Source organism: Nitrospirota bacterium (genome assembly GCA_026387665.1).
Classification (GTDB): domain Bacteria; phylum Nitrospirota; class Nitrospiria; order Nitrospirales; family Nitrospiraceae; genus Palsa-1315.
On record JAPLLG010000010.1, the window covers coordinates 16,361 to 37,282 of the forward strand.

Consider the following 20,922-nt stretch of genomic DNA (forward strand, 5'->3'; position numbering starts at 1 on the left):
CCCTGACCCCTATACCCCGTCTTTTAAAACTTATGCGAATTTTAATTGTGACGGGCGAAGCCTCGGGTGATCTTCACGGGGCCAATTTGGCCAAAGCCATGATGGCGCTCGACCCACAGGCTGAGTTGGTGGGGATCGGCGGGGCTGCAATGCGTGCCGCTGGTGTCAAGCTTGTGCCGGGTGTTCCGCAGCTGGATGTGATGGGCTTGATCGGGTTTTCCGCCATCCGTGCCATGGTGCAGCGTGTGCTGGCCATCAGGCGGGTGTTGAAGTCGGAAGCCTGGGATCTTGTGGTGTTGATCGACAATCCAGGGCTGAATTTTCATTTCGCCCGGGTCGCCAAAGCCGCCGGTCGGCGCGTGCTCTACTACATTGCCCCGCAAGTATGGGCCTGGCGGCCAGGGCGGATGAAATGGATTCAGCGCCGGGTCGACCATGTCGTCGTGATCCTGCCCTTTGAGCTTGAGCTCTATCGCCGCGCCGGTGTCCGTTGCACGTTCGTTGGCCATCCCCTGCTCGATGTTGTCGCGCCGCAATACGATCGTGTGAAGCTTCGCAGCCAGTTCGGCCTGGGCGAGTCTGCGCCGGTCGTCGGTTTGTTGCCTGGGAGTCGCGTGGGCGAAGTCGAAATGCTCCTGCCGGTGCTTCTCCAGGCTGCGGAACAACTGGTCGCCGCGGAACCTGGCACGCAATTTATCCTGGCGCAGGCTTCTTCAATCGACGATAATCTGATCCAGTCCCTGTTGCGGCACAGTCCTGTACCTGTGCGCGTGGCGCATGACCAGTCCAGCGAAGTGATGGCCCTGTCCGATGTGCTATTGATCGCGTCCGGGACTGCGACCTTGCAAGCGGCGGTAGTGGGGACGCCTATGGTCCTTCTGTATAAGACCACGCCGGTGACCTATCGGCTGGCGCGGTGGCTGATCAATGTGAAATGGATTGGGCTCGTCAATCTGGTGGCGGGCCGGTCGATCGTGCCGGAACTGATTCAGGATGAGGCGACGGCCGAGCGGTTGTGTCAGGAGGCGCTGCATCTCTTGCGCGATCAGTCGGCGTATAATGGCATGAAGGAAGGGCTGCGACAGGTTCGGGAATCATTGGGAGAGCCCGGTGCATCCCGCCGAGCTGCGCAGGTGGCATTGTCCGAATGTCGACGCTAGATCGTTTGACACGGTTGGTCCATTACCTGAAGCCCTATCAGGTTCGTCTGGGGGCGGCCTTCGTGTGCTCGGGGATGGTGGCGGCCTTCTCCGGCGCCTATGCCTGGCTTATCAAGCCGGTCCTCGACGAAATTTTCATCAATAAGAACGAAAGTCTTCTGGTCGTCCTCCCGCTCGCCCTCTTCGCTGTGTCGGTGTGCAAGAGCGTCTTCAATTACGGGCAAAACTATCTTATGAACTATGTCGGGAATCAGGTGATTACCGACGTGCGGCAGGAGTTGTTCGGGAAACTCATTCGCTTGCCTGTTCCCTATCACGATGTGAACACCTCGGGGCGGTTGGTGTCCCGGGTGGTGAGCGACGTCTCGATGATGGCGAATGCGGTGGCCGGGGTGCTGAAGGATGTGTTCCAGCAGGGCCTTACTTTTCTGGCTATGATGGGCGTGGTGTTCTATCAGAATTGGCGGTTGGCCGGTCTTTCGGTGATTGTGATTCCCTTGTCCGTATTCACGATGGTGCGGATGGGGAAACGGCTGCGGGCCTTGGCGGCCAGCGGCCAGGAGCGGATGGGGGATATGGCCTCCACGCTTCAGGAAACGTTATCCGGCATTCGCATGGTGAAGGCCTATGGGCGCGAAGAGACCGAGGAGCTACGTTTCCAGGAGAGTAATCGCGCATTTCTCAATACGACAATGAAGGCGATTCAGGTTTCTTCCATCGGGTCGTCGCATATGGAAGTGATCGGTGTCGTGGGAGTCGCGGCGATTATTTGGTATGGCGGTTTTCTCGTGATCGCCGGTTCTATGACGCCGGGAGAGTTTTTCTCATTCCTGACGGCGATGTTCATGGCCTATACGCCGATTCGCCGGCTGTCCGGCTCCAATAACTCGATTCAACAGGCCTTGGCGGCGGCGGAACGAGTGTTCGATGTCTTGGATATCAAGACCGAGCAGGATGGGGATCGTGGCCGCTTGGAGCTGCCGCGGGTGGCCCAATCGGTGACGTTCGAGGACGTCACGTTTCACTATGAGAGTCAGGTGGTGCCGGCGCTCAATGAGATTAATCTGACGATTCGCGCTGGCGAAATGGTCGCGCTCGTGGGCAGCAGCGGAAGCGGCAAGACTACGTTGGTGAATCTCATCCCGCGTTTTTACGAGCCGACGGCAGGGCGCATTCTCATTGACGGGGTCGATATTCAGTCCTATTCGCTCCGGTCGCTCCGGTCGCAGATCGGGATGGTCTCGCAGGATGTCGTGCTGTTCGACGACAGCATCCGCAATAACATCGCCTTTGGGCGGCAGGACGCATCCGACGAAGAGATTCTCCGGGCGGCGCAGTTGGCCTATGCCCATGACTTTGTCGACCGTCTGCCTCAGGGGTATCAAACGGTGGTGGGAGAAAAAGGGGTAAAGCTTTCAGGCGGGGAGCGGCAGCGTTTGGCCATTGCCCGTGCGATCCTGCGCGATCCCCCCTTGCTCATCCTCGATGAAGCCACGTCGGCGTTGGACAGCGAGTCAGAACGGGTCGTGCAGCTGGCGCTCGCCAATTTGATGAAGAATCGGACGACCCTCGTCATCGCCCATCGATTGTCCACGATTCAACGGGCCGATCGGATCATGGTTTTGTCCAGAGGATCGATCGTTGAAGTGGGGACGCATGACGAGTTGCTTCGTCGCGGGGGACAGTATCAGAAGCTCCATGCCATGCAGTTTCAGGATGTGGCCGATGCGTAATCCCGTGATCAAACGAATCGAGACGTGGCTAAAGCTCTCCGTGCTCCCTCCGATCGGGGCCGCGGTGATTCGAGGGTTGGGGCGGACGATGACGATCGATGCGCAGGGCTATGAGCCGATGGAGGCCTTGCGTCGTCAGGGGGGGCATTTCATTCTTTCGTTCTGGCATGCGCAGCAGCTCATGGTCGCCTTAGAGCTGGAAAATCGCGGGATCGAGGTCGATGTGTTGATCAGCCAACATCAGGATGGCGGGATCATCGCGCGTATCATTTCCCGATTTGGCCACAGGGCGGTTCGCGGATCGAGCACCAGGGGTGGAGCGCTGGCACTACGAGAATTAATCAGGCTTGGGAGATCTGGTGCGGACCTGGTGGTGACTCCCGATGGACCCAAGGGACCTCGGCAGGTGGTCAAGCTCGGGGTGGTGCAGTTGGCGAAAGCTACAGGGCTTCCGATTGTGCCGTTGGCCTTTCGCTGCTCAAAAAAAAACTCTTCGCGAGCTGGGATCGGTTCATGGTCCCATTCCTCTGGTCTCGCGGCCTCTATCTCTGGGGCGCCCCCATCTGGGTTCCGCGCGACGCCGACGAACAGACGTTGGAAGCGGCACGGCTCGAGCTTGAAACGGTCCTGAATCGACTGACGGATCAGGCGGAAGAGGCCGTGAAAACCTAGCCATCAGCTGTCAGCGTTCAGCCGTCAGCTCTGCAAAAGACTGTGCTGATAGCTCATCATATGTGGCATCTCTTTTATAATATTGTGCTCCTGCTCCTGGCGCCGGTCATCCTGGCTGTCCTGCTGGTGAAACAGCGGTGTCGCCGAGGGTTGTTCCAACGGCTGGGACTCAAGAATGGTCTGTTCGGTCTATCTGGCCGACCAGGCAGACCTGTTATCTGGATTCACGCGGTTTCTCTCGGGGAAGTGGTGGCGGTGACACCGCTCGTGAAGGAACTGTCTCGCCGTCATCCCGACTGCCGTCTGGTGGTTTCGACTGTGACCGAGACCGGACGGGAAGCCGTGGAGCAGCGGTTGGCCGGCGTGGCCGACCATTGTTACGCGCCGCTCGATTTTCCCTGGGTCGTCTCCCGCTTCATCGAACGATTGCAACCCCGCCTCTATATTTTTGCCGAGACCGAACTCTGGCCGAATCTCTTGTGGCAGCTGCGTCGTTGCGGAACGCCGACGGTCCTCGTGAATGGGCGGCTCTCGACCAGGTCTTTTGCCAGGCAACAATGGGCGCCCGTGCGATCGTTTTATCGGACGATGTTGCAGGGGCTCAGTCTCTGCTTGATGCAGTCGGATCGTGATGTCGATCGGATCGTAGCCTTGGGTGCGGAGGCGTCGCGAGTCAGGCGGACGGGGAATATTAAGTTCGATCAGCCGATACCGGTTGTTCTGGAGGATGGATCGACGAGGGTTCGTCTGGGTCTGCAAGAGACAGAACCGTTGTTTGTCGCAGGCAGCACCCATCCGGCAGAGGAAGAGATTCTGGTGGACTGCTATCATGTGCTTGCGGCCCGCTATCCCTCAGCGGTGTTATTGCTGGCCCCTCGGCATATTGAGCGGGCTGAGTCGGTGGAGGCGATGGTTCGGGCAAAAGGGCTGGTGGTGCAGCGATGCAGTACTATCGGGCAGGTTGGCGCGTTGCCGTCAACCGGTCCCCGCGTGTTGCTGCTCGATTCGCGAGGCGAATTGGCTGCGATCTACCGGGAAGCGGTGGTGGCGTTCGTCGGAGGCACGCTCGTTCCGGTGGGTGGACATAATTTGCTGGAGCCGGCTCAGTGGGCGAAGCCGGTCCTGTTCGGCCCCTACACAGACCATTGTGCGGAGATTGCAGAGCTCTTGATCCAGGCGGGAGGGGGGCGCCGCGTGTCCACTGCGGAGGATCTTACGCAACAAGTTATCGGCCTCTTTGCCAATCACGAGGAACGAGAGCGGATGGGCCGGTCGGCTCGTCAGATGTTGGAAGAGAATCAAGGAGCCTTGCAACGGACGTTGGAGGCCATTGAGCAGCTGCTGGTGCAACAACAGGGAGCCGGCGTGGCTCCCTTCGAAGGTCGGCCTGCTTCCCTCATGGGTGGACGATAAACACGTTGTTACATCCTGGCACAAAGGTTAGATGGTGGCTCTTGTGGGCCGCAATTCCCTATGGGGTGGTGGCGAGGTTGCGGTCGCTCCTGTACTCCTGGGGCTGGTTTGTGCAGCGGCGATTGCCGGTTCCCGTGCTGAGTGTCGGGAATCTCACGCTGGGCGGGACGGGGAAAACTCCGGTTGTCATTTTGCTCGTGGAGTGGCTCCTGGCGCAGGGGAAACGGGTGGCGATTCTGAGCCGGGGCTATCGGCGAACCAGTACGGATGAATATTTGCTGGTGTCGAACGGCGAGCGATTATTGATCGGCCCTGACGAGGCAGGCGATGAGCCATTTTTGATGGCGCAACGCTGCCCCAAAGCGATCGTGGCAGTCGGCGCCGATCGCTATGAGCTCGGGTATTGGGTCTTGGACCAATTTCCGATCGATTGCCTGGTCCTCGACGATGGATTTCAGCACCTGGGCCTCTACCGCGATGTGAATCTTTTGCTGGTCGATGCGACGGATGCAGGGGGGCTCGCGGCCCTGGTGCCGGCCGGCCGACTCAGGGAACCGCTTCAGGCTGCATTGCGCGCCACCGCAGTCGTGATTACGAGGGCGGAGGTGCCGGCTCAGGTGACCGGAGTCTGTCGCAGGCTGCAGTCAGCGCTTGGTCCGATGCAGGCCCCGATCCAGGTGGTCTTTCGACCAGAGAGTCTCTGGTCGGTGGTGACAGGATCGTCGCAGCCACTTTCCTGGGCTAAGGGAAAGACGGCATTGTTGTGTAGCGGTGTGGGCCATGCGGGCTCATTTCGCTCCCTCGTCGAGACTCTCGGGATCAGAATTGTCGATGAAGTGGCCTATGCCGATCATCATGCCTATACGAGCAAGGATGTTGAGCGGCTACGGGCTAGAGCAACGGAGCTTCAGGCTGAATTGGTGGTGACGACGGAGAAAGATGCCTGTAAGTTGACCTCGCTTCTTCAGCAGACCGATAGTTGGTGGGCCGTCAGACTGGCTACGGATATCACGGTTGGGGAAGATCAGCTCAAACAAATCGTGTTGAATCAATTGAACCGTCTTTCGCCGGGGACTCGTGGATAAAAAATCGATTAAACGAATTCTGGTGCGCGGCCCTAATTGGCTGGGCGATGCCGTCATGTGTGAACCGGCTCTTCGCGGATTGCGGAGCCTGTTTCCTGACGCGCAGATTTCATTGCTGGTCAAGCCTGGCGTGGCAGATCTCTTTGCAGGCCATCCATCATTGACGCGCGTGTTGACCTACGATGCCAAGGGACGGCATGCGGGGCTGTCCGGAAAGTGGGCGTTGGCCGGGCAGTTGCGGAGGCAAGGCTTCGATCTGGCGGTCTTGTTCCAGAATGCGTTCGAGGCGGCGTTCCTGACGTTCTTGGCCGGGGTGCCCCAGCGCTACGGCTATGCGACAGATGGACGTAGCTTGTTGCTCTCCAATCCGATCGCTGCGCCAGATCGCCAGACGTCAGTCCATCAAGTTCGCTATTATTGGGATCTGTTAAAGCCTCTGGGCCTCACTGGCGATCCCTCAGCGCCTGGGCTTGCCGTTTTCCCCGAGGAGGAGCAGGCGATGGCGCGGCGATTTACTCAGGGCGGATTGGGCTCGTCTGATCTCGTTGTCGGGATCAATCCCGGTTCGACCTACGGCGGGGCTAAACGCTGGCTGCCAGAACGGTTTGCCGAGGTGACGGAGCGGCTCTGCCGCACGATTCGCGAGTCCCGTGGACAGCAAGTCAGTGTGGTCATTTTCGGGGCGAAGGGGGAAGAGCGGTTGGGCCAGGAGATTGCTGCGCGTCTGTCGTCTCGATCCCTCGTTTTGTCAGGGGAGACGACAATCCGTGAATTGATGGCAGCGGTCAAACGCTGTGCGGTTCTGCTGACCAACGATACTGGTCCCATGCACATCGCTTCCTCGTTTCAGGTGCCGGTCGTGGCGATTTTCGGTCCGACCGACTGGCGCACCACGTCGCCCTTTGGAAGCGCCCATGCCATCGTGCGGCAGCCGGTCGATTGCGCCCCCTGCCTGTTGCGTGAATGTCCCATTGACCATCGGTGCATGACAGGGGTGACGGTCGAGCAGGTCTATGAAGCGGGGCTGTCTTGTCTACCTGGTCGAGGAGGTCTGTCTAGTCCATCTTGCTCAGACCAGCCAGACCAAACAGACCGGGTAGACCAGCGGAACCTTCTCGACGGAGTCACCGTTTTTCTGGACCGAGACGGGACATTGAACTATGACCCTGGTTATCTGAGCATCGCAGCTGACTTGAAATTGTTGGCGGGGGTTGGGCCGGCTCTGGCTAGATTGAAACGGGCTGGTGCGAAATTGGTGGTCGTGACCAACCAGTCCGGTGTCGGTCGCGGATTGTTTACCCTCAAGGATCTGGAAGCTATCCATGCCAGGCTGGAAGGGTTGTTGGAGCAGGAAGATGCGGCGCTCGACGCGATCTATTTCTGCCCGCACCATCCTGACGATGGCTGCCACTGCCGCAAACCGAATGTCGGGATGGTGGAACGGGCTGTGTCAGAGCTGCAACTGGATCTCCGCCGCTCCTATTTGATCGGCGATCATGCGCGCGACATACAATTGGCGAAGAGGGTGGGAGCCAAGGCGGTTCTTCTCACCTCTGCATTGGTGGACGAGCAGGCGCTGGAGATGCTGCGGGCTGAACAGGCCATGCCAGATGCCGTGGCGCCGTCTATGACTGAGGCGGTGGACTGGATTCTGGAGGATGCAGCGAAGAGGGCTCAACTCGCTAAGCGTTGAAGGTCGATTATGCCTGATTATCGTCATATCTTATTGATCAAGCCGAGCTCGATGGGCGACATCGTACATGCGATGCCGACCTGTGCGGCCATTCGTCGGGCGTATCCCAAGGCGCGACTGACCTGGCTGGTGAAGCGGGAGTGGGCTAGTCTCGTCGAGCGGATCGAAGGAGTGGATCGGGTCTGGCCCGTGGACTCGACGCTGACGGGGTGGCTCTCCCAGGTGCCTTCTCTTCGTGCCGAGCATTTCGATCTTGTCGTCGATCTTCAAGGTTTGCTACGGAGCGCCACCATCGGCTGGCTCAGCGGATCCCCTCTGTTTGTGGGATTTGCCAATGGGCGAGAGGGAAGTCCCTGGTTCTATTCGAAGTCCGTGCCAGTTCCATCATTGGAGATGCATGCGGTCGATCGCTATCTGCTTGTGGCCAAGGCTGTGGGGGCGGTGGCGTTCGATACGCCTGAGTTCCGTTTTCGTATCCCGCAATCTGATCATGATGAAGTTGATCGTCTGTTGCTTCAATCCGGTGTGGTGCCTGGAACGAGTTGGGTGGCGATGAATGTGTCGGCCCGTTGGCCGACGAAACGGTGGCCTGCTGAGTCGTTCGCCGAAGTGGCGGATCGGCTCCAGCAGGAGGGCTATGGTTCGGTGGTGCTGATCGGAGGGCCTGACGAACGGGCGGAGGTCGCAGCGGTACGAGGAAAGATGAAAGTTCCCGCTATCGATCTGACAGGAGCCACGACTGTGGGGTTGTTGCCGGCACTTCTGAGCAAGGCGTCGCTGCTGATTACGAACGATTCCGGTCCGATGCATATTGCGGCGGCGGTTGGCACCGCGGTCGTGGCTCTGTTTGGCCCGACGAGTGCGGTATTGACCGGCCCCTATGGGCTGGGGCATCACGTATTGACGGGAACTGTATCGTGCCGCCCCTGTTTCAGTCGGACCTGCCGCAATGCGCTGCCCTTGGAATGTTTGCGAGCAGTGTCGCCCGAACAGGTTTTGGCTGCGGCACGAGCACAGCGGTCCCTTCAGATGGTTCCTCAATGAAGGTTCTTTTGGTCCGGCCTGACGGGATCGGTGATGAAATTCTCTGTCTGCCTGTTGCCTCCGCCCTGCGCCGGCTCCTGCCTGATGTGAAGATCGCCTTCCTGTCCAGCGACTACGCAGCCTCAGTTTTAGCGCACCACCCTGATCTCGACGAAGTCTGGACGGTCACGGGCCGGGAATCCCTTGGCGAGTTGGTGTCGTTGTTTCGCCGGGATGTCGACGCCGTGGTATTTCTCAAACCGTTTAAGCGGTTGATGTGGGCGGCATTTCTGGCGCGGGTTCCGATTCGAGTGGCAACGGGCTATCGCTGGTATAGTGTATTGGCGAATCGGCGGGTCTATGAACATCGGAAAGATTTTTCCAAGCATGAAATCGCCTATAACGTCGGCATGCTGGCGGGGCTGGGCTTGCAGCCTGGCATCGTGGCTCCACCGAGCCTCGTCCTAACCGATGAAGAACGGACGAAGGGGCAAGAGCGGTTACGCGGTCTGCCGATACCCAGGGTGGTGCTCCACCCAGGTGGCTTTGCGGCCAGGCGTTGGCGCGTGGAGCACTATCATGCGCTTGCGCAGGAGTTGCATCGGAAGGGAGCGGGGGTGGTGTTGACCGGAAGCCAGGCGGAAGCAGAGATGTTCACGGAGCAAGTGACAAGTGCCGCGCCTCTTCCTGGGGCCGTCCTCAATCTCATGGGGCAGTTATCGGTGCGGGAGTTGATGGGAGTTATTGCAGCGAGTCACGCGGTGGTCTCAGGAGCCACTGGTCCGGCCCATATTGCCGCAGCCTGCGGTGTGCCGAATGTCAGCCTCTTCGATCCGCGGCGCAATAATCTTCCGACTCGGTGGCAGCCGCTCGGCAAGGGAGTCGTCTTGCGTCCCGATGTGCCGACTTGTGAAAAATGCATCTATGAAGCCTGCCCCTATTGGGACTGTCTCGACCGGCTGACGGTGGACAGGGTGGCGCAGCACGTGATCCAAGTAGCAGCAGATCCTTCACCATTGAAAGTGCTCCATGTCTAAACTCTCAGTCTATGTCATTGCCTATAACGACGAGCCCAATATGAAGGCCTGCCTCGAGTCTGTGGCTGGCTGGGGCGATGAGTTGATCGTGGTGGATTCCCACAGCACCGATCGGACCGCTGTCATCAGTCGTGAGTACACGGACAAGGTCTATCAAGTCGACTTCAAGGGATTCGGCGATCTGCGTAATCAGGCGGTCGCACTCACGACCCATGAATGGGTCTTCAGTTTGGATAGCGATGAGAGGATGACGCCGGAGTTGAAAGACGAGATCCGGCTGCTGCTGGAGCGCGGGCCGGACGAAGATGCCTATTTCGTCCCGCGAAAGAACTACTTTTTAGGCCGCTGGATCAAACATTGCGGCTGGTATCCCGATTATCGGCAACCGCAGTTGTTTCGAAAGAGCCGGTTCCGGTATCGCGAAGAGCTGGTCCATGAGAGTTTCGATTGCGACGGGCCTGTCGGATTTCTCAAGAGCCCCGCGTTGCAATACCCCTTTCGTGATATCGATCACTACGTGGCGAAGCAGGATCGCTACTCGGACTTGATGGCTCGTCGCATGGTGGAGCAGGGCCGAAAGTTTTCCTTCCACCAGATGATCACCCATCCATTAGGTTCGTTCTTCAAGATGTATGTGCTGCGGGCCGGCTTCCTCGACGGCATGCCTGGCTTGATTCTTTCAGGACTCTATGCCTATTACACCTTCATGAAGTATGCGAAATTCTGGGAGTCGTCCTCAGCCGCGAAGGTTGGCGGTGAGGCAGTGAGGTCATGAGCCGAACGGAGCGGGAGAAGAGGGTGTTCGTCCAGTGAAAAAAATTCGTGTGCTCCAAGCATGCAATCAGTTGGCTATTGGAGGCACGGAGAAAACGCTCCAAGTCTTTTCGAAGTACCTGGATCGCTCCCGCTTCGAAGTCTATGCCTGCGGCTTGAAAAGCGGGGGGCTCCGCGTGCAGGCGTTGGAAGAGCTGGGCGTGCCAGTGATCGTGCAGCCTGCCGATCTCACCGCGCTGGTCCGTGAACTGAAGATCGACATCTATCATGTGCACCGGGCCGGAGACTCCGAGCCAGGGACTCTCCCGGAGAAGCAACAGGGCTGGCCCCGCATTGTCGAGACGAATGTCTTTGAAGCATTCGATCAGGTCCAGGATGAGTTGATCGATGCGCATATATTCGTCTCCAGGTTTTCGCGGGATCGGTATCTGAGCCGGAATCGACCGAAAGCGGACGTGCGCTATGAAGCGATTTATAATCCCGTAGACTTCGACGAATGTGCAGGGGGCCCCAGTAATTTCGGGAACACTATCGGCCGATGCAGCAGAGCGGATGATCAGAAATGGCACGATGTCTGTCTCAATAGTCTGCCGAAGATTTTCAGGAAAGTGTCCGGGGTGAAATGTGTGATCCAGGGAGCCACCGACCGGGTGAAGGGAAAACTGGAGAGGCTGGGGCTGGCGGGGCAGGTCACGCTGCTGGAGCCGTCCCTCGATGTCGCGAGTTTCTACCGGCAAATCGATGTCTTTATCCATGGGTCTCGTGTGGGGGAGACTTTCGGCTGCGTGATCGCTGAGGCGATGTCGAATGGTATTCCGGTCGTCACGTTGAGTACTCCCCAGAGGGGGAAGTCGAATGCGCAGGCTGAGCTGGTTGAGCATAACGTCACGGGATTTGTCTGCCGGTGGCGATGGCAGTATGCCGGGGCGGTGATCGAGTTGCTGAAAAACCACGAATTGCGTGAAACATTTGGAAGGCGGAGCCGGGAGAAGGCCCGTGAACAGTTTGAGGCATCGCGGCTGACGAAGGAATTGGAGCGGCTCTATGGGGCTGTGTTGGAGAACAGCCGAGGGTGAAGGACCATCAGCTTGGCAGCCAGGCATTCAACGGGTGCGGTGCAAGAGGGGGATTATGAAGGTCAGCGGATTTACCTTTATTCGCAACGCGGTCAAGTACGACTTCCCCATTATTGAAGTCATTACCTCCGCCTTGCCGATTGTGGATGAATTTGTCGTCAATGTCGGCAAGTCTGAAGACAGCACCTTGGAGCTGATCCGTTCGATCGGATCGCCCAAGATTAAGATTGTGGAGACAGTGTGGGACGACAAGCTGAAGGTGGACGGCCAGATCTTCGGGATTCAGCAGGATATCGCCCTCTCCCATTGCACGGGCGATTGGGCCTTGCTGCTGCAGGCGGACGAGGTGCTCCATGAAGACGACTTGCTCAAGATTCAGCAGGCCATGCGCGAGCATCTGGACCGTCCCCAGATCCTCGGTCTCGTGTTTCGCATGAGACATTTTAAGGGGGACTACTGGTCCTTAGACCCTTGGATGTACCGGAAGGCGACACGCATCGTGCGGACGACCGGCACAGTACGGTCGACGACCGACTGTTGCGATTTCATGGCAGACGGCATTCCCGGCATGATCAAATCCGGGCCGCATGGAGCCTTGATCGATGCGCGCATTTTTCATTATGGCTGGGTGAAAGACCCGAAGGTTCTCAGGGAAAAGCTCCGGTTCCAGATCAGCCGTCATGATGGTGAACGGTGGTCGCAGTCCATGATCGACGAACAGGCTCTCATCCGGTCCGAGTACCCGACCTATGATATTTTGAAGGAGTTTCGCGGGACGCACCCGAAGGTCATGGAAGCCCGTATCAAGGATGCGCAGCGGCTGAGGCCTCGCTGGAATCGGTGGCTCAATCCACGGTTCTATCGAGAAGTGCTCTTGCATGGATTCAAAGGCTGAGGCGATGCAACCGACGATCGCGTGCGTGGTCATCACGAAGAACGAGGAGCGGAATATTGCCGACTGTCTGGCCTCGGCTCGATGGGCTGATGAGTTGATCGTGGTCGATGCCGAAAGTGCTGATCAGACCCTTGAGCTGGCTCGTGCCTCAGGGGCAAAGGTATTCGTGCGACCCTGGCCCGGCTTCGGCTTGCAGAAGAATTTTGGGATGGCCCAGGCCTCGTCCGACTGGATCCTGATTCTCGATGCCGACGAACGGGTGACCGAGGAACTGCGTGGAGAGGTGCGAACCTGCCTCGGTCAATGGAAGCCTGGCGCTCCCGTGGCCTATCGGATTCCCCGGCGGAACTTCTTTTACGGGGCCTGGGTGCGAAGGGCCGGTGTCTATCCCGATTATCAGGTACGTTTGTTTCGGCGGGGGGCCGCTCAGTATAACGATGTTGCGGTGCATGAAAATCTCCTCGTCGAGGGAGAGATTGGGACCTTGGCCGGGCATCTCGATCATTACACGGAGCGGCGCATTCAGGATCACTTCAAGAAGTTCGGCCTCTATACCACGCTCGCGGCACAGGAAAAGGCGAAGAAGGTTCGGACGGTCGGCTGGATCGATCTGGTTTTCCGTCCCCTGGTGGTTTTTGGCAAAACCTATATCGTGAAACAGGGGTTTCGCGATGGAGTGCACGGGCTCATCGTCTGTGTCTTTGCCAGTATGTATACCTTTGTGAAATATGCCAAGCTGTGGGATGTTACGAGGCAAGCTGCGGCTCAATTGGATCGCCGGTAGTGGCCAGGCGGATCCTGTATGTGCATGGAATTGGCGCCATCGGAGGGGCGGAACGCGATCTGATCGCCTTGCTGAAGATGCTCGATCGCGACAAGTGGGAGCCTCATGTGGTCTGTCCAGGGACCGGCCCATTGCTGGGTCAGCTTCAAGCCCTCGCCGTTCCCACTCATGCGTTGACTCTTCCCCCTTGGAGAAAACTCTTCTCCTTCTTTCAGCGCCGATCGGCAGCCCGTCGTTTGGGAACCCTCGTGGGGCAACTCAAGCCTGCCATGATTCATGTGAACGATATCTGGTGGGTGCCCCATACCCTGAGAGCGGTACGGTATAATCCTACCTCCCTGCCGATCGTGGCCCATGTGAGACAGGAAATCGAACCGGCGAAGGTGCGGCGCTATGAGCTGGATCGAGTCGATGCCGTGGTTGCGATCTCCCGGCAGATCGAACAGTCGTTGATTGCCGGAGGGGTATCGGTGAGCAGGGTCAGGACCCTCTATAGCGGTATCGATCTTTCAGGGAATCAGCCCACGGCAGACGGCCAGGCGATTTGTCAGATGATTGGAGCTCCGAACGGAGCCGTCCTTTTAGGCACCATCGCCAACTTGTTTCCACGAAAAGGCTACGAGGTCATGCTGCGGGCCCTTCCTGCAATCATCCGTGCGGTTCCCGCGGTGCATTACGTGATCGTGGGGAGTGATGAGGGCGGCTATGCCGATCGATTGAAGAGGCTTGCGCAGGAGTTGAAGATTGCCGAGCATGTGCATATGGTCGGCTTCCAAGATCCGGTTCAGCCGTTTCTGGCTGTCCTTGATCTGTATGTGCACCCGGCATTGATGGAGGGGTTTGGGATTGCAGTGGTCGAAGCGATGGCCATGGGGAAGGCTGTGGTTGCGACTACGACCGGGGGGCTTCCCGAAGTGGTGGCTGAAGGAGAGACCGGGTTGCTCGTGCCTCCGGGAGATGCCGAGTCATTGGCCGTCACTGTAGTTTCCCTCCTGGAAGACAAGGTGAGACGAGAGCAGATGGGCCGTAATGGAATGGTCCGTGCGCAGGAGCGATTTAGTCTTGCTGCATCCGTCATGCAGATGGAGCAGTTGTACGGGGAAGTATTGGCAGTAGGGAAGGGGCGAGGATGAAAATCGGCTTTGATGCAAATCCGATGGTGGGAGATATGGGCGGGGTCGGATGGCACTGTTACCATCTGCTCAGGACGATGCTGGCAAAGCAGGAAGGCATCGATTTTGTCGCCTATGCCAAGCCTGGCGCCGAGCGGCCTGATGCTGTGGGAGCATGGCCTGGCGTTGAGCGGCTTCAGTGGGTGAATTCAAGCCGCTGGGGAATGGGGAAGCAGGGTCCGTCCGATCAATTGGACCTGTACCATGGGACCAACTTCCGCATGCAGACGGTCGGGCGCTTTGGCGGAGTCGTCACGATTCATGATTTGTGGCTGGATCGCCACCCTGAGTTCTCGAAGAAGATGTTGGGGCAATGGCCCTCGTCTTTCAAGACGAGACAGACTGCATTGCGAGCCAGAAAGACCATCACGGTATCCGAGTTTTCCGCCAGAGAGCTTGTGGAGCTCTATGGGTTGAAACGCGAACATATCAGGGTGATTCCCAACGGCGTGTCGGAGGACTTTGTGCCACGCCTGGATGAGCCGGCGATGGCGGAATTGCGGAAACGGATCGGGTTGAAGACCGCTCGCTATGTCCTATTTATTGGAGGGGCAGACCCGCGCAAGAACCATCAGACCTTTCTTGAGGCGGCGGAGAAGGTGCGGAAGAAATTGGGACCCCGCATGCTGGTCCTGGTCGGTTCGCCGATCCATCCGTTCGGGAACTATGAGGAGACGGCCCGCAGGCGCAGTTTGCAGGAGAAGGTGCTTTGCCCTGGGCGGTTGTCCACGAACGATTTGCAGTTACTGTATTCCTCGGCCGATCTGTTTGTTTTCCCTTCCCTCTATGAAGGATTCGGGATGCCGGTGTTGGAAGCGATGGCTTGCGGGGTGCCGGTGCTCACGTCCAATTCGACCGCGTTGGCGGAAGTGGCGGGCGATGCAGCGGTGTTGGCAGATCCTCAAGACGCGAAGGCGCTGGGAGAGGCCATGGTCCGTGTGCTGGACGATGAGCCGCTACGAGCTGCGTTGAGAGTCAAAGGCTTCGAGCGGGCCAAGCAGTTTTCCTGGGAACAGGTGGCGGCTAAGACCATCGAACTATATCGGGAAGTGTGTGGGGAAATGACAGTCGGAAAGTCGAAGGTCTGAAAGTCTTCAAGTCGGGACCAAGACGTTCGACTGTATGACGTGACGACTTGAAAGACGTTCGACGACTTTTATGATGCGCAACATTCTGGTCATCAAGCTTCGCTATATCGGTGACGTCTTGTTGGCAACGCCAACCCTGCGTGCCATCAAAGAGGCACGGCCGGCTGTTCGGGTCACGATGATGGTGAATCGCGGGACGGAAGGCGTGTTGTCTGGGAATCCTGACATCGACGAGATCCTGGTTCTCGACAAAGGATCCCTGGCGGCGCAATGGAGGCTCATCGTGGAACTGCGCCGTTGGCGATTCGATACCGTGATCGATTTGACCGATGGAGACCGCTCTGCGTTTTTGAGTTGGGTCAGCGGGGCATCGGTCCGGATTGGCTTCAACGACGAGCACCGTCGGCGAGGGATCTGTTACTCAGCAGTGGTCCCGCCTCAGCCTGGCATGCGGCATCGGATTAACCGGGACTTGGCTGCGTTGAAACCGTTGGGTATTCACGCAAGCGAGACGCCTCCCAGGCTGTGGCTGACAGGGGAGGATGACGCGGCGGCCGACCAGTTACTGAATCGACTCGGTATCAGACGAGATCAACCGATCATGATTATCCAGCCTGGCGCTCGTTATTGGTTCAAGGCCTGGCCTGCTGAACGATTTGCCGAACTGGCAGATCGTTTGGCGAGCGACTACGGATTTCAGGTCCTCATCGGTGGCAGCAGGGACGAAGAGGCGCTCGCGCAACGAATTCAGGCAACCGCGCGAACCCGCCCAGTCAGTATCGCTGGACTGACGACGCTCAAGCAGTTTGCCTCGATTGCGAAACGTGCGGCGCTGTTTGTTGGCAACGATAGCGGGGCTATGCATATGGCCGCGGCAGTGGGCGCGCCGATGGTGGCGTTATTCGGTCCTTCGAATCCCGATGAATGGGGGCCGCGTGGCGACAGGATGACGGTGTTGTATAAAGGGCTCGACTGCCGGGCCTGTTTTCATCCGACCTGTGAGCGTGGCGAGTTGAACTGCATGAAGCAGCTATCAGTGCAGGAGGTCTATGCTGCAACAGTCCAACTGTTGGGGGCCGGTAATCCACCAACCGCGCATGTGGGCTAGCAGGTTGTTGCCAAACTACCAGACCACTGAGGTAATGCTCATGCCAGAACAATCTCGGCCGCTCTCAGAAGCAGTCGCAGGCTGTTCAGAAAGACCGTCCAGCAAGGCCGTAGCGAGTGAAGGGCCGAGGCGTACTCTTGGGGTACGTTGAGGGTCTGAACGATGCGAGAACGAAGCTGGCGGCCTTTATCAACAGCCTGCTAGAAGTCTGGGCAAGAGCGTTGTGAGTCGACAGTGGGCATGATGTTTCTCAAGGATGCATAGATGCGGATTCTCTACCTGACCGACTCAGCGCCAGATTACCTCGCTGATTTGCTGTATGTGGGGCTCTGTCGGACTCTCGGGTCTGGCCAGGTCGTCGACTATCCCTATAAGGCCCTGTACCACGATCCCCTCCACCGTGTTCATTATGCTCCCCAGATTCCCGGGCGCCGATATCAAGAAGAGGAGGTTGCGGCCTTACTGCGTGAGAAGCAGTTCGATCTTGCCATCCTCTCGTCACCAAGGCGCGGAGCGACCACAGCATGGGAATCGCTTTCGCATTGCGTGGCCATGCCTCCGCTGGTCCTTCTTGATGGTGAGGATGATGCGACGATCCGGCAAGAGCTGTTTCATCGGTATCAATGTGCCCTCTACTTTAAACGGGAATATCGTCTCAACCGTGACGGAGGGCTCTGTGGCCTGGTTCGGCGGTTTAGCAGGAGTAGGGAGGATGTTGCGCTGGCTCAACGGACCTATCCTCTCCCTCTTGCTGTGGCGCTGGAGACGCTCCCAACGATTCCGATTGTTCCGCGGGATGTGGATGTGTCTTATGTTGCGAGGATTTCTCATCCTAAGCGTCGGCGGGCGGTTGAAATGCTGCGCCAGGCTCATGGGGTCGGATTTCAGGGTGGGGTCTACGCGGAAGCAGAAGATCGTCAGTCAAAGTTCTTGAGCGGTTTCTCTCGTGTTGTGATGAAGCTTACAGGAGATCCGGTTGTCACTGTGGCTCAACGGGGGACAAAACTATCGCAGGCCGAGTACTATGCATTGCTCAGCCGATCCAAGATGGCCTTGTCGATTCGAGGCGGGGGGTTCGATACGCTTCGGTATTGGGAGGTCGTGGCGTCCGGCGCGCTCCTTCTTTCTGAGCAGCCAGATATCGAGGTCCCGAACAATTTCGTGCATGGCAAGCAGGCCCTCTTTTTTCGGCCTGACTTAAGTGACTTAGTGGATCTTGTGCGGACTTACGCAAGCGATGCGCGGGCCTGTGCTGCCATGGCGTCAGAGGGGCATAAGCATTTGCTGCAGTACCATACCTGTGAACGACGGGCCGAACAGTTGCTGGCTGTGTGCGGGAAGACGTTGTGATGGGACTTGGTTTTGAACGTGAGGGAGGGGGGGCAGCATGAAGTTGCATGTCTTTGTCTGTGCCAGTCCATTGTACCCTCAGGATAAACAACGGGACGAGGCGCTGCACGTCGAGTATCTTGAGCAGCAAATCGGCCATTATCCAGAAGAGTGGGTCCGGTTGAGCGTGCTGCAGAATGGCTGTGTGTTCCCCCATCGGCAGACAGGCCTTCTCCGCAACCCGTTTCCGAAGAACGTGTCCTACAATTGGCTGCTGTGCGATGCGAATTGTGAGGAAGATTATTGGCTGTTTTTGCCGGAAGACTGCCTGGTCTCTCAGCAAGGATGGGAGGCGATTCGCCAGCATATGGAAAAGGGGAAGGACTGTTTCGCCCTCTCCAAGGACCCGAAAGCCATCGTGTGCCGGCGGGGCATTTTTCAGGATATTTCCTCAGATATCCAGATACTGTGCGATATGAATGCGTTGGGGAAAGAGATCGGTTGTGTGCTCTTGCGAGGAGAATTGGAGCGTAAGGGGTTTCATTGCATCTCGAAAAACTGGCAGAGGGTTTCAGAGGAGCCGAAGCGGTGGGGGAATGAGCTCTATCAGGAAACGAATGCGAAGGATCACCCGGTCGATGTCAATAAGACGAGGGCGCTCCCGATCTTTCAGGACTATGGCATCGATGGGTGGAAGGCCTCGCGCGAAGTACTCGAGGCTACGTTCCTGAAAATTATCGAGAAGAATCTTGACCGGCAGCGGCAGGCGGCGGAGCAGATGAAAGGGGTCGTGTCTCACTATGGCCCCTTGATCACGGAGGCGCCCTATAAGGGGCTGGCTCGAGAAATATGGGAGCGCATTGCCGGCTCTTAAGCGTCAGACCACGAGGAGACTTGCTGATGGGGCTGCTTTCTAAGTATCGATTTTTCTGGAAAACCGAGGCTCCTGCGAAACTGTACTGGCGGTATCCTCTGTTTTCCTTTAGGAGAAGGCTGTCCAAGAGAGTTGATCTTGAGATGAATTCAAAAATGTCGATGGAGTTGGATGGTCTTGGGCAATTCTCTTCGAGGTTTTTTGACGGGAACGCCGCTCAATGGATCCAGGTCTTTGAACGCGAGCGGTTCTGCGGGAGAAAGCTGAACATCTTGGAGATCGGGTCATGGGAAGGAAGGTCAACGGTTTTCTTGATGCATTACTTTCCTAGTGCCGAAATCACTTGCGTCGATACGTGGAAGGGGAGCGACGAGCATGTTGGGGACGAGAGGCTAAAGAGTGTTGAGGAAAGGTTCGATTCGAATGTTGCGCGGTTCGGGGGAAGGGTGCGGAAGTTTAAAGGGACATCGCTTCAGTTTTTTTCCGGCACGGACCTGACAGAAAAGTACGATCTTGTCTATGTGGATGGATCGCACCATGCGGATGACGTCATGTGCGATATCCTGAACGCATTTCGGTGCCTGAAATCGAACGGCCTCATGATTTGCGATGATTACTTGTGGGATTGGTACCCTAACGTCCGGCACAATCCTGCCATGGCCATCAATTATCTCCTCAGGCAGAAGAAGGGTGAGTGCGAAATTCTCAATGTGACCGGTACGCAAATTACCGTCAAGAAGCTTGGCGTGGATAGGCACTCCATGGGGGCCGGGAGCATTGTATGAGTCACACCAGGTCCGCAAAGTCAGTGAGTCTTGTGATTCCCGTCTATAACCAGCTGGACTATACGAAGCAGTGTCTCGAATCCATTGCCCGTTGCACCGATCAGCCCTATGAACTCATCATCGTGGATAATGCCTCGAGCGACGGGACGCAGGAGTTTTTGCGCGACGTGAAGGCGACTGTCATCACGAATCCACGTAACCTCGGCTGCGCCAAGGCCTGGAACCAGGGAGTGCGAGCCAGCCATGGGGATGTCATCGGCATTTTGAATAACGACATTATCGTGACGAAGGGCTGGATCGAAGGGTTGGTGAAGTTCATGGAGCAGGAGGGACACGGGATTGTGAGCCCCGCTGCGCGCGAGGGATATTTAAATTACGATTTAGACGCCTATGCCGTTGAGTTTACGCAATCATGCAAGGATGCCACGAGGGCAGAGTTGTATGGAGCCTGTCTGGTGATCAATCGCGACGTGTTTGATCGTATTGGTTTGTTCGACGAAGCGTTTGCCTATGGGGGTTGCGAAGACATCGATTTTTTTTGGCGCGCAAAGGCAGCCGGGTTTTCCGCTGGCCTGACAGGATCGGTCCTCATTCACCATTTCAGCATGGTGACGCAGGATGCCATCAAGCGATCAGAAACCAAGGTCTATCCCGCCGAGAATCTCGCCCATTTCAAAAAGAAGTGGAACCGAACCGTGCGAGGCAATTGGGCTGCCAGGCGCTGGGCCGACCTCAAGCACAAATGGGTCAGACGGTATGAGCGATTGCGCTACGGGCATACGCTGATCGAGAAGTGTTACGGACAGGGATGAATGTTAGGCGGTTGTAGACGGATGGGATGCCTCCGAGCCGCCGATCGGGTGTCTTTGCTCCATGCACCCCTTTCAATGGGCTCCTCTTTTTTCTCCTCGTGCCAATCTATTGAAGTAGTCGCTCGAAGCCCCCTCATTCAACCCAGGGTCCCTTAGTTAGCGGTAGGCAATAATTGCGCTTGACTCACTAGGGCTAGTGTGTTCATATCGTGAACGTAACGCTCTGTTGGGGCTATACCAATGAACGTGCAGGGTCAACGGGATCTACTTTTGCTCTCCGCAGTTGAGCGCGATGCGGGTGTCACGCAGCGATCCCTCTCGACAAAGCTTGGTGTGGCGCTTGGCCTGACCAATTTGTATCTCAAACGCCTGGCCCGGAAGGGCTATATCAAAATCTCCACGATCCCAC

At 57.5% G+C, this 20,922-nt stretch carries 19 protein-coding genes; all 19 read left to right on the forward strand.

What is annotated here, in order from left to right; translation table 11 throughout:
- Positions 1 to 32 precede the first annotated feature (32 nt).
- The 19 genes from lpxB (at position 33) to NT179_09490 (ending at position 20,513) form a co-directional block, all read left to right on the forward strand.
- Positions 33 to 1,160 (forward strand): lipid-A-disaccharide synthase, encoded by a 1,128-nt coding sequence (gene lpxB / locus NT179_09400; protein MCX5722230.1) that lies wholly within the window; start codon positions 33 to 35, stop codon positions 1,158 to 1,160.
- The gene (msbA, locus tag NT179_09405) at positions 1,148 to 2,893 is read left to right on the forward strand and encodes a lipid A export permease/ATP-binding protein MsbA (protein ID MCX5722231.1); all 1,746 of its coding nucleotides are present in this window, start codon (positions 1,148 to 1,150) and stop codon (positions 2,891 to 2,893) included. Before lpxB ends, msbA begins: the two co-directional genes overlap by 13 nt.
- Positions 2,886 to 3,524, forward strand: a complete 639-nt coding sequence (locus NT179_09410) for a DUF374 domain-containing protein (GenBank protein MCX5722232.1) — start codon at positions 2,886 to 2,888, stop codon at positions 3,522 to 3,524. The genes msbA and NT179_09410 overlap by 8 nt, the downstream gene beginning before the upstream one ends.
- A gap of 101 nt (positions 3,525 to 3,625) precedes the next feature.
- Complete coding sequence (locus tag NT179_09415) at positions 3,626 to 4,978, forward strand: 3-deoxy-D-manno-octulosonic acid transferase (protein MCX5722233.1); 1,353 nt, start codon at positions 3,626 to 3,628, stop codon at positions 4,976 to 4,978.
- Positions 4,979 to 5,019: 41 nt separating this feature from the next.
- A complete protein-coding gene (gene lpxK / locus NT179_09420; protein ID MCX5722234.1) occupies positions 5,020 to 6,063 on the forward strand; it encodes a tetraacyldisaccharide 4'-kinase in 1,044 nt (347 codons plus the stop codon).
- A complete protein-coding gene (gene waaF, locus NT179_09425) occupies positions 6,056 to 7,756 on the forward strand; it encodes a lipopolysaccharide heptosyltransferase II (GenBank protein MCX5722235.1) in 1,701 nt (566 codons plus the stop codon). Before lpxK ends, waaF begins: the two co-directional genes overlap by 8 nt.
- A 9-nt stretch (positions 7,757 to 7,765) precedes the next feature.
- Positions 7,766 to 8,800, forward strand: a complete 1,035-nt coding sequence (locus NT179_09430) for a glycosyltransferase family 9 protein (protein MCX5722236.1) — start codon at positions 7,766 to 7,768, stop codon at positions 8,798 to 8,800.
- Positions 8,797 to 9,816, forward strand: a complete 1,020-nt coding sequence (locus NT179_09435; GenBank protein MCX5722237.1) for a glycosyltransferase family 9 protein — start codon at positions 8,797 to 8,799, stop codon at positions 9,814 to 9,816. Before NT179_09430 ends, NT179_09435 begins: the two co-directional genes overlap by 4 nt.
- Complete coding sequence (locus NT179_09440; GenBank protein ID MCX5722238.1) at positions 9,809 to 10,591, forward strand: glycosyltransferase family 2 protein; 783 nt, start codon at positions 9,809 to 9,811, stop codon at positions 10,589 to 10,591. Before NT179_09435 ends, NT179_09440 begins: the two co-directional genes overlap by 8 nt.
- Positions 10,592 to 10,625: 34 nt before the next feature.
- Entirely contained in the window at positions 10,626 to 11,666 is a 1,041-nt protein-coding gene (locus tag NT179_09445) for a glycosyltransferase family 4 protein (protein MCX5722239.1), read from the forward strand.
- 55 nt (positions 11,667 to 11,721) lie between these two features.
- Complete coding sequence (locus tag NT179_09450) at positions 11,722 to 12,561, forward strand: hypothetical protein (protein ID MCX5722240.1); 840 nt, start codon at positions 11,722 to 11,724, stop codon at positions 12,559 to 12,561.
- Positions 12,545 to 13,345 carry a glycosyltransferase family 2 protein gene (locus tag NT179_09455; protein ID MCX5722241.1) on the forward strand — a complete coding sequence of 267 codons (801 nt, stop codon included), beginning with the start codon at positions 12,545 to 12,547 and terminating at the stop codon, positions 13,343 to 13,345. The genes NT179_09450 and NT179_09455 overlap by 17 nt, the downstream gene beginning before the upstream one ends.
- On the forward strand, positions 13,345 to 14,478 hold the full coding sequence (locus NT179_09460; GenBank protein ID MCX5722242.1) for a glycosyltransferase family 4 protein: 1,134 nt from the start codon (positions 13,345 to 13,347) through the stop codon (positions 14,476 to 14,478). The genes NT179_09455 and NT179_09460 overlap by 1 nt, the downstream gene beginning before the upstream one ends.
- Positions 14,475 to 15,605, forward strand: a complete 1,131-nt coding sequence (locus NT179_09465) for a glycosyltransferase family 1 protein (protein ID MCX5722243.1) — start codon at positions 14,475 to 14,477, stop codon at positions 15,603 to 15,605. The genes NT179_09460 and NT179_09465 overlap by 4 nt, the downstream gene beginning before the upstream one ends.
- Positions 15,606 to 15,675: 70 nt before the next feature.
- Positions 15,676 to 16,713, forward strand: coding sequence for a putative lipopolysaccharide heptosyltransferase III (gene rfaQ, locus NT179_09470; protein ID MCX5722244.1), 1,038 nt, complete (start codon positions 15,676 to 15,678; stop codon positions 16,711 to 16,713).
- 264 nt (positions 16,714 to 16,977) lie between these two features.
- Complete coding sequence (locus NT179_09475) at positions 16,978 to 18,063, forward strand: glycosyltransferase (GenBank protein ID MCX5722245.1); 1,086 nt, start codon at positions 16,978 to 16,980, stop codon at positions 18,061 to 18,063.
- 37 nt (positions 18,064 to 18,100) lie between these two features.
- Entirely contained in the window at positions 18,101 to 18,916 is an 816-nt protein-coding gene (locus NT179_09480; protein ID MCX5722246.1) for a hypothetical protein, read from the forward strand.
- Between the two features lie 26 nt (positions 18,917 to 18,942).
- Entirely contained in the window at positions 18,943 to 19,701 is a 759-nt protein-coding gene (locus tag NT179_09485; protein ID MCX5722247.1) for a class I SAM-dependent methyltransferase, read from the forward strand.
- Positions 19,698 to 20,513, forward strand: a complete 816-nt coding sequence (locus tag NT179_09490; GenBank protein ID MCX5722248.1) for a glycosyltransferase family 2 protein — start codon at positions 19,698 to 19,700, stop codon at positions 20,511 to 20,513. Before NT179_09485 ends, NT179_09490 begins: the two co-directional genes overlap by 4 nt.
- The last annotated feature ends 409 nt before the right edge of the window (positions 20,514 to 20,922 follow it).

Bases quoted from the DNA above. Each gene is read 5' to 3' on its own strand.
- NT179_09440 (MCX5722238.1), top strand. From the start codon at position 9,809: ATGTCTAAACTCTCAGTCTATGTCATTGCCTATAACGACGAGCCCAAT.
- NT179_09465 (MCX5722243.1), top strand. From the start codon at position 14,475: ATGAAAATCGGCTTTGATGCAAATCCGATGGTGGGAGATATGGGCGGG.
- rfaQ (MCX5722244.1), top strand. From the start codon at position 15,676: ATGATGCGCAACATTCTGGTCATCAAGCTTCGCTATATCGGTGACGTC.
- NT179_09485 (MCX5722247.1), top strand. From the start codon at position 18,943: ATGGGGCTGCTTTCTAAGTATCGATTTTTCTGGAAAACCGAGGCTCCT.
- NT179_09475 (MCX5722245.1), top strand. From the start codon at position 16,978: ATGCGGATTCTCTACCTGACCGACTCAGCGCCAGATTACCTCGCTGAT.
- NT179_09410 (MCX5722232.1), top strand. From the start codon at position 2,886: ATGCGTAATCCCGTGATCAAACGAATCGAGACGTGGCTAAAGCTCTCC.
- NT179_09435 (MCX5722237.1), top strand. From the start codon at position 8,797: ATGAAGGTTCTTTTGGTCCGGCCTGACGGGATCGGTGATGAAATTCTC.
- lpxB (MCX5722230.1), top strand. From the start codon at position 33: ATGCGAATTTTAATTGTGACGGGCGAAGCCTCGGGTGATCTTCACGGG.
- NT179_09450 (MCX5722240.1), top strand. From the start codon at position 11,722: ATGAAGGTCAGCGGATTTACCTTTATTCGCAACGCGGTCAAGTACGAC.
- msbA (MCX5722231.1), top strand. From the start codon at position 1,148: ATGTCGACGCTAGATCGTTTGACACGGTTGGTCCATTACCTGAAGCCC.
- NT179_09455 (MCX5722241.1), top strand. From the start codon at position 12,545: ATGGATTCAAAGGCTGAGGCGATGCAACCGACGATCGCGTGCGTGGTC.
- NT179_09430 (MCX5722236.1), top strand. From the start codon at position 7,766: ATGCCTGATTATCGTCATATCTTATTGATCAAGCCGAGCTCGATGGGC.
- NT179_09415 (MCX5722233.1), top strand. From the start codon at position 3,626: ATGTGGCATCTCTTTTATAATATTGTGCTCCTGCTCCTGGCGCCGGTC.
- NT179_09490 (MCX5722248.1), top strand. From the start codon at position 19,698: ATGAGTCACACCAGGTCCGCAAAGTCAGTGAGTCTTGTGATTCCCGTC.
- NT179_09480 (MCX5722246.1), top strand. From the start codon at position 18,101: ATGAAGTTGCATGTCTTTGTCTGTGCCAGTCCATTGTACCCTCAGGAT.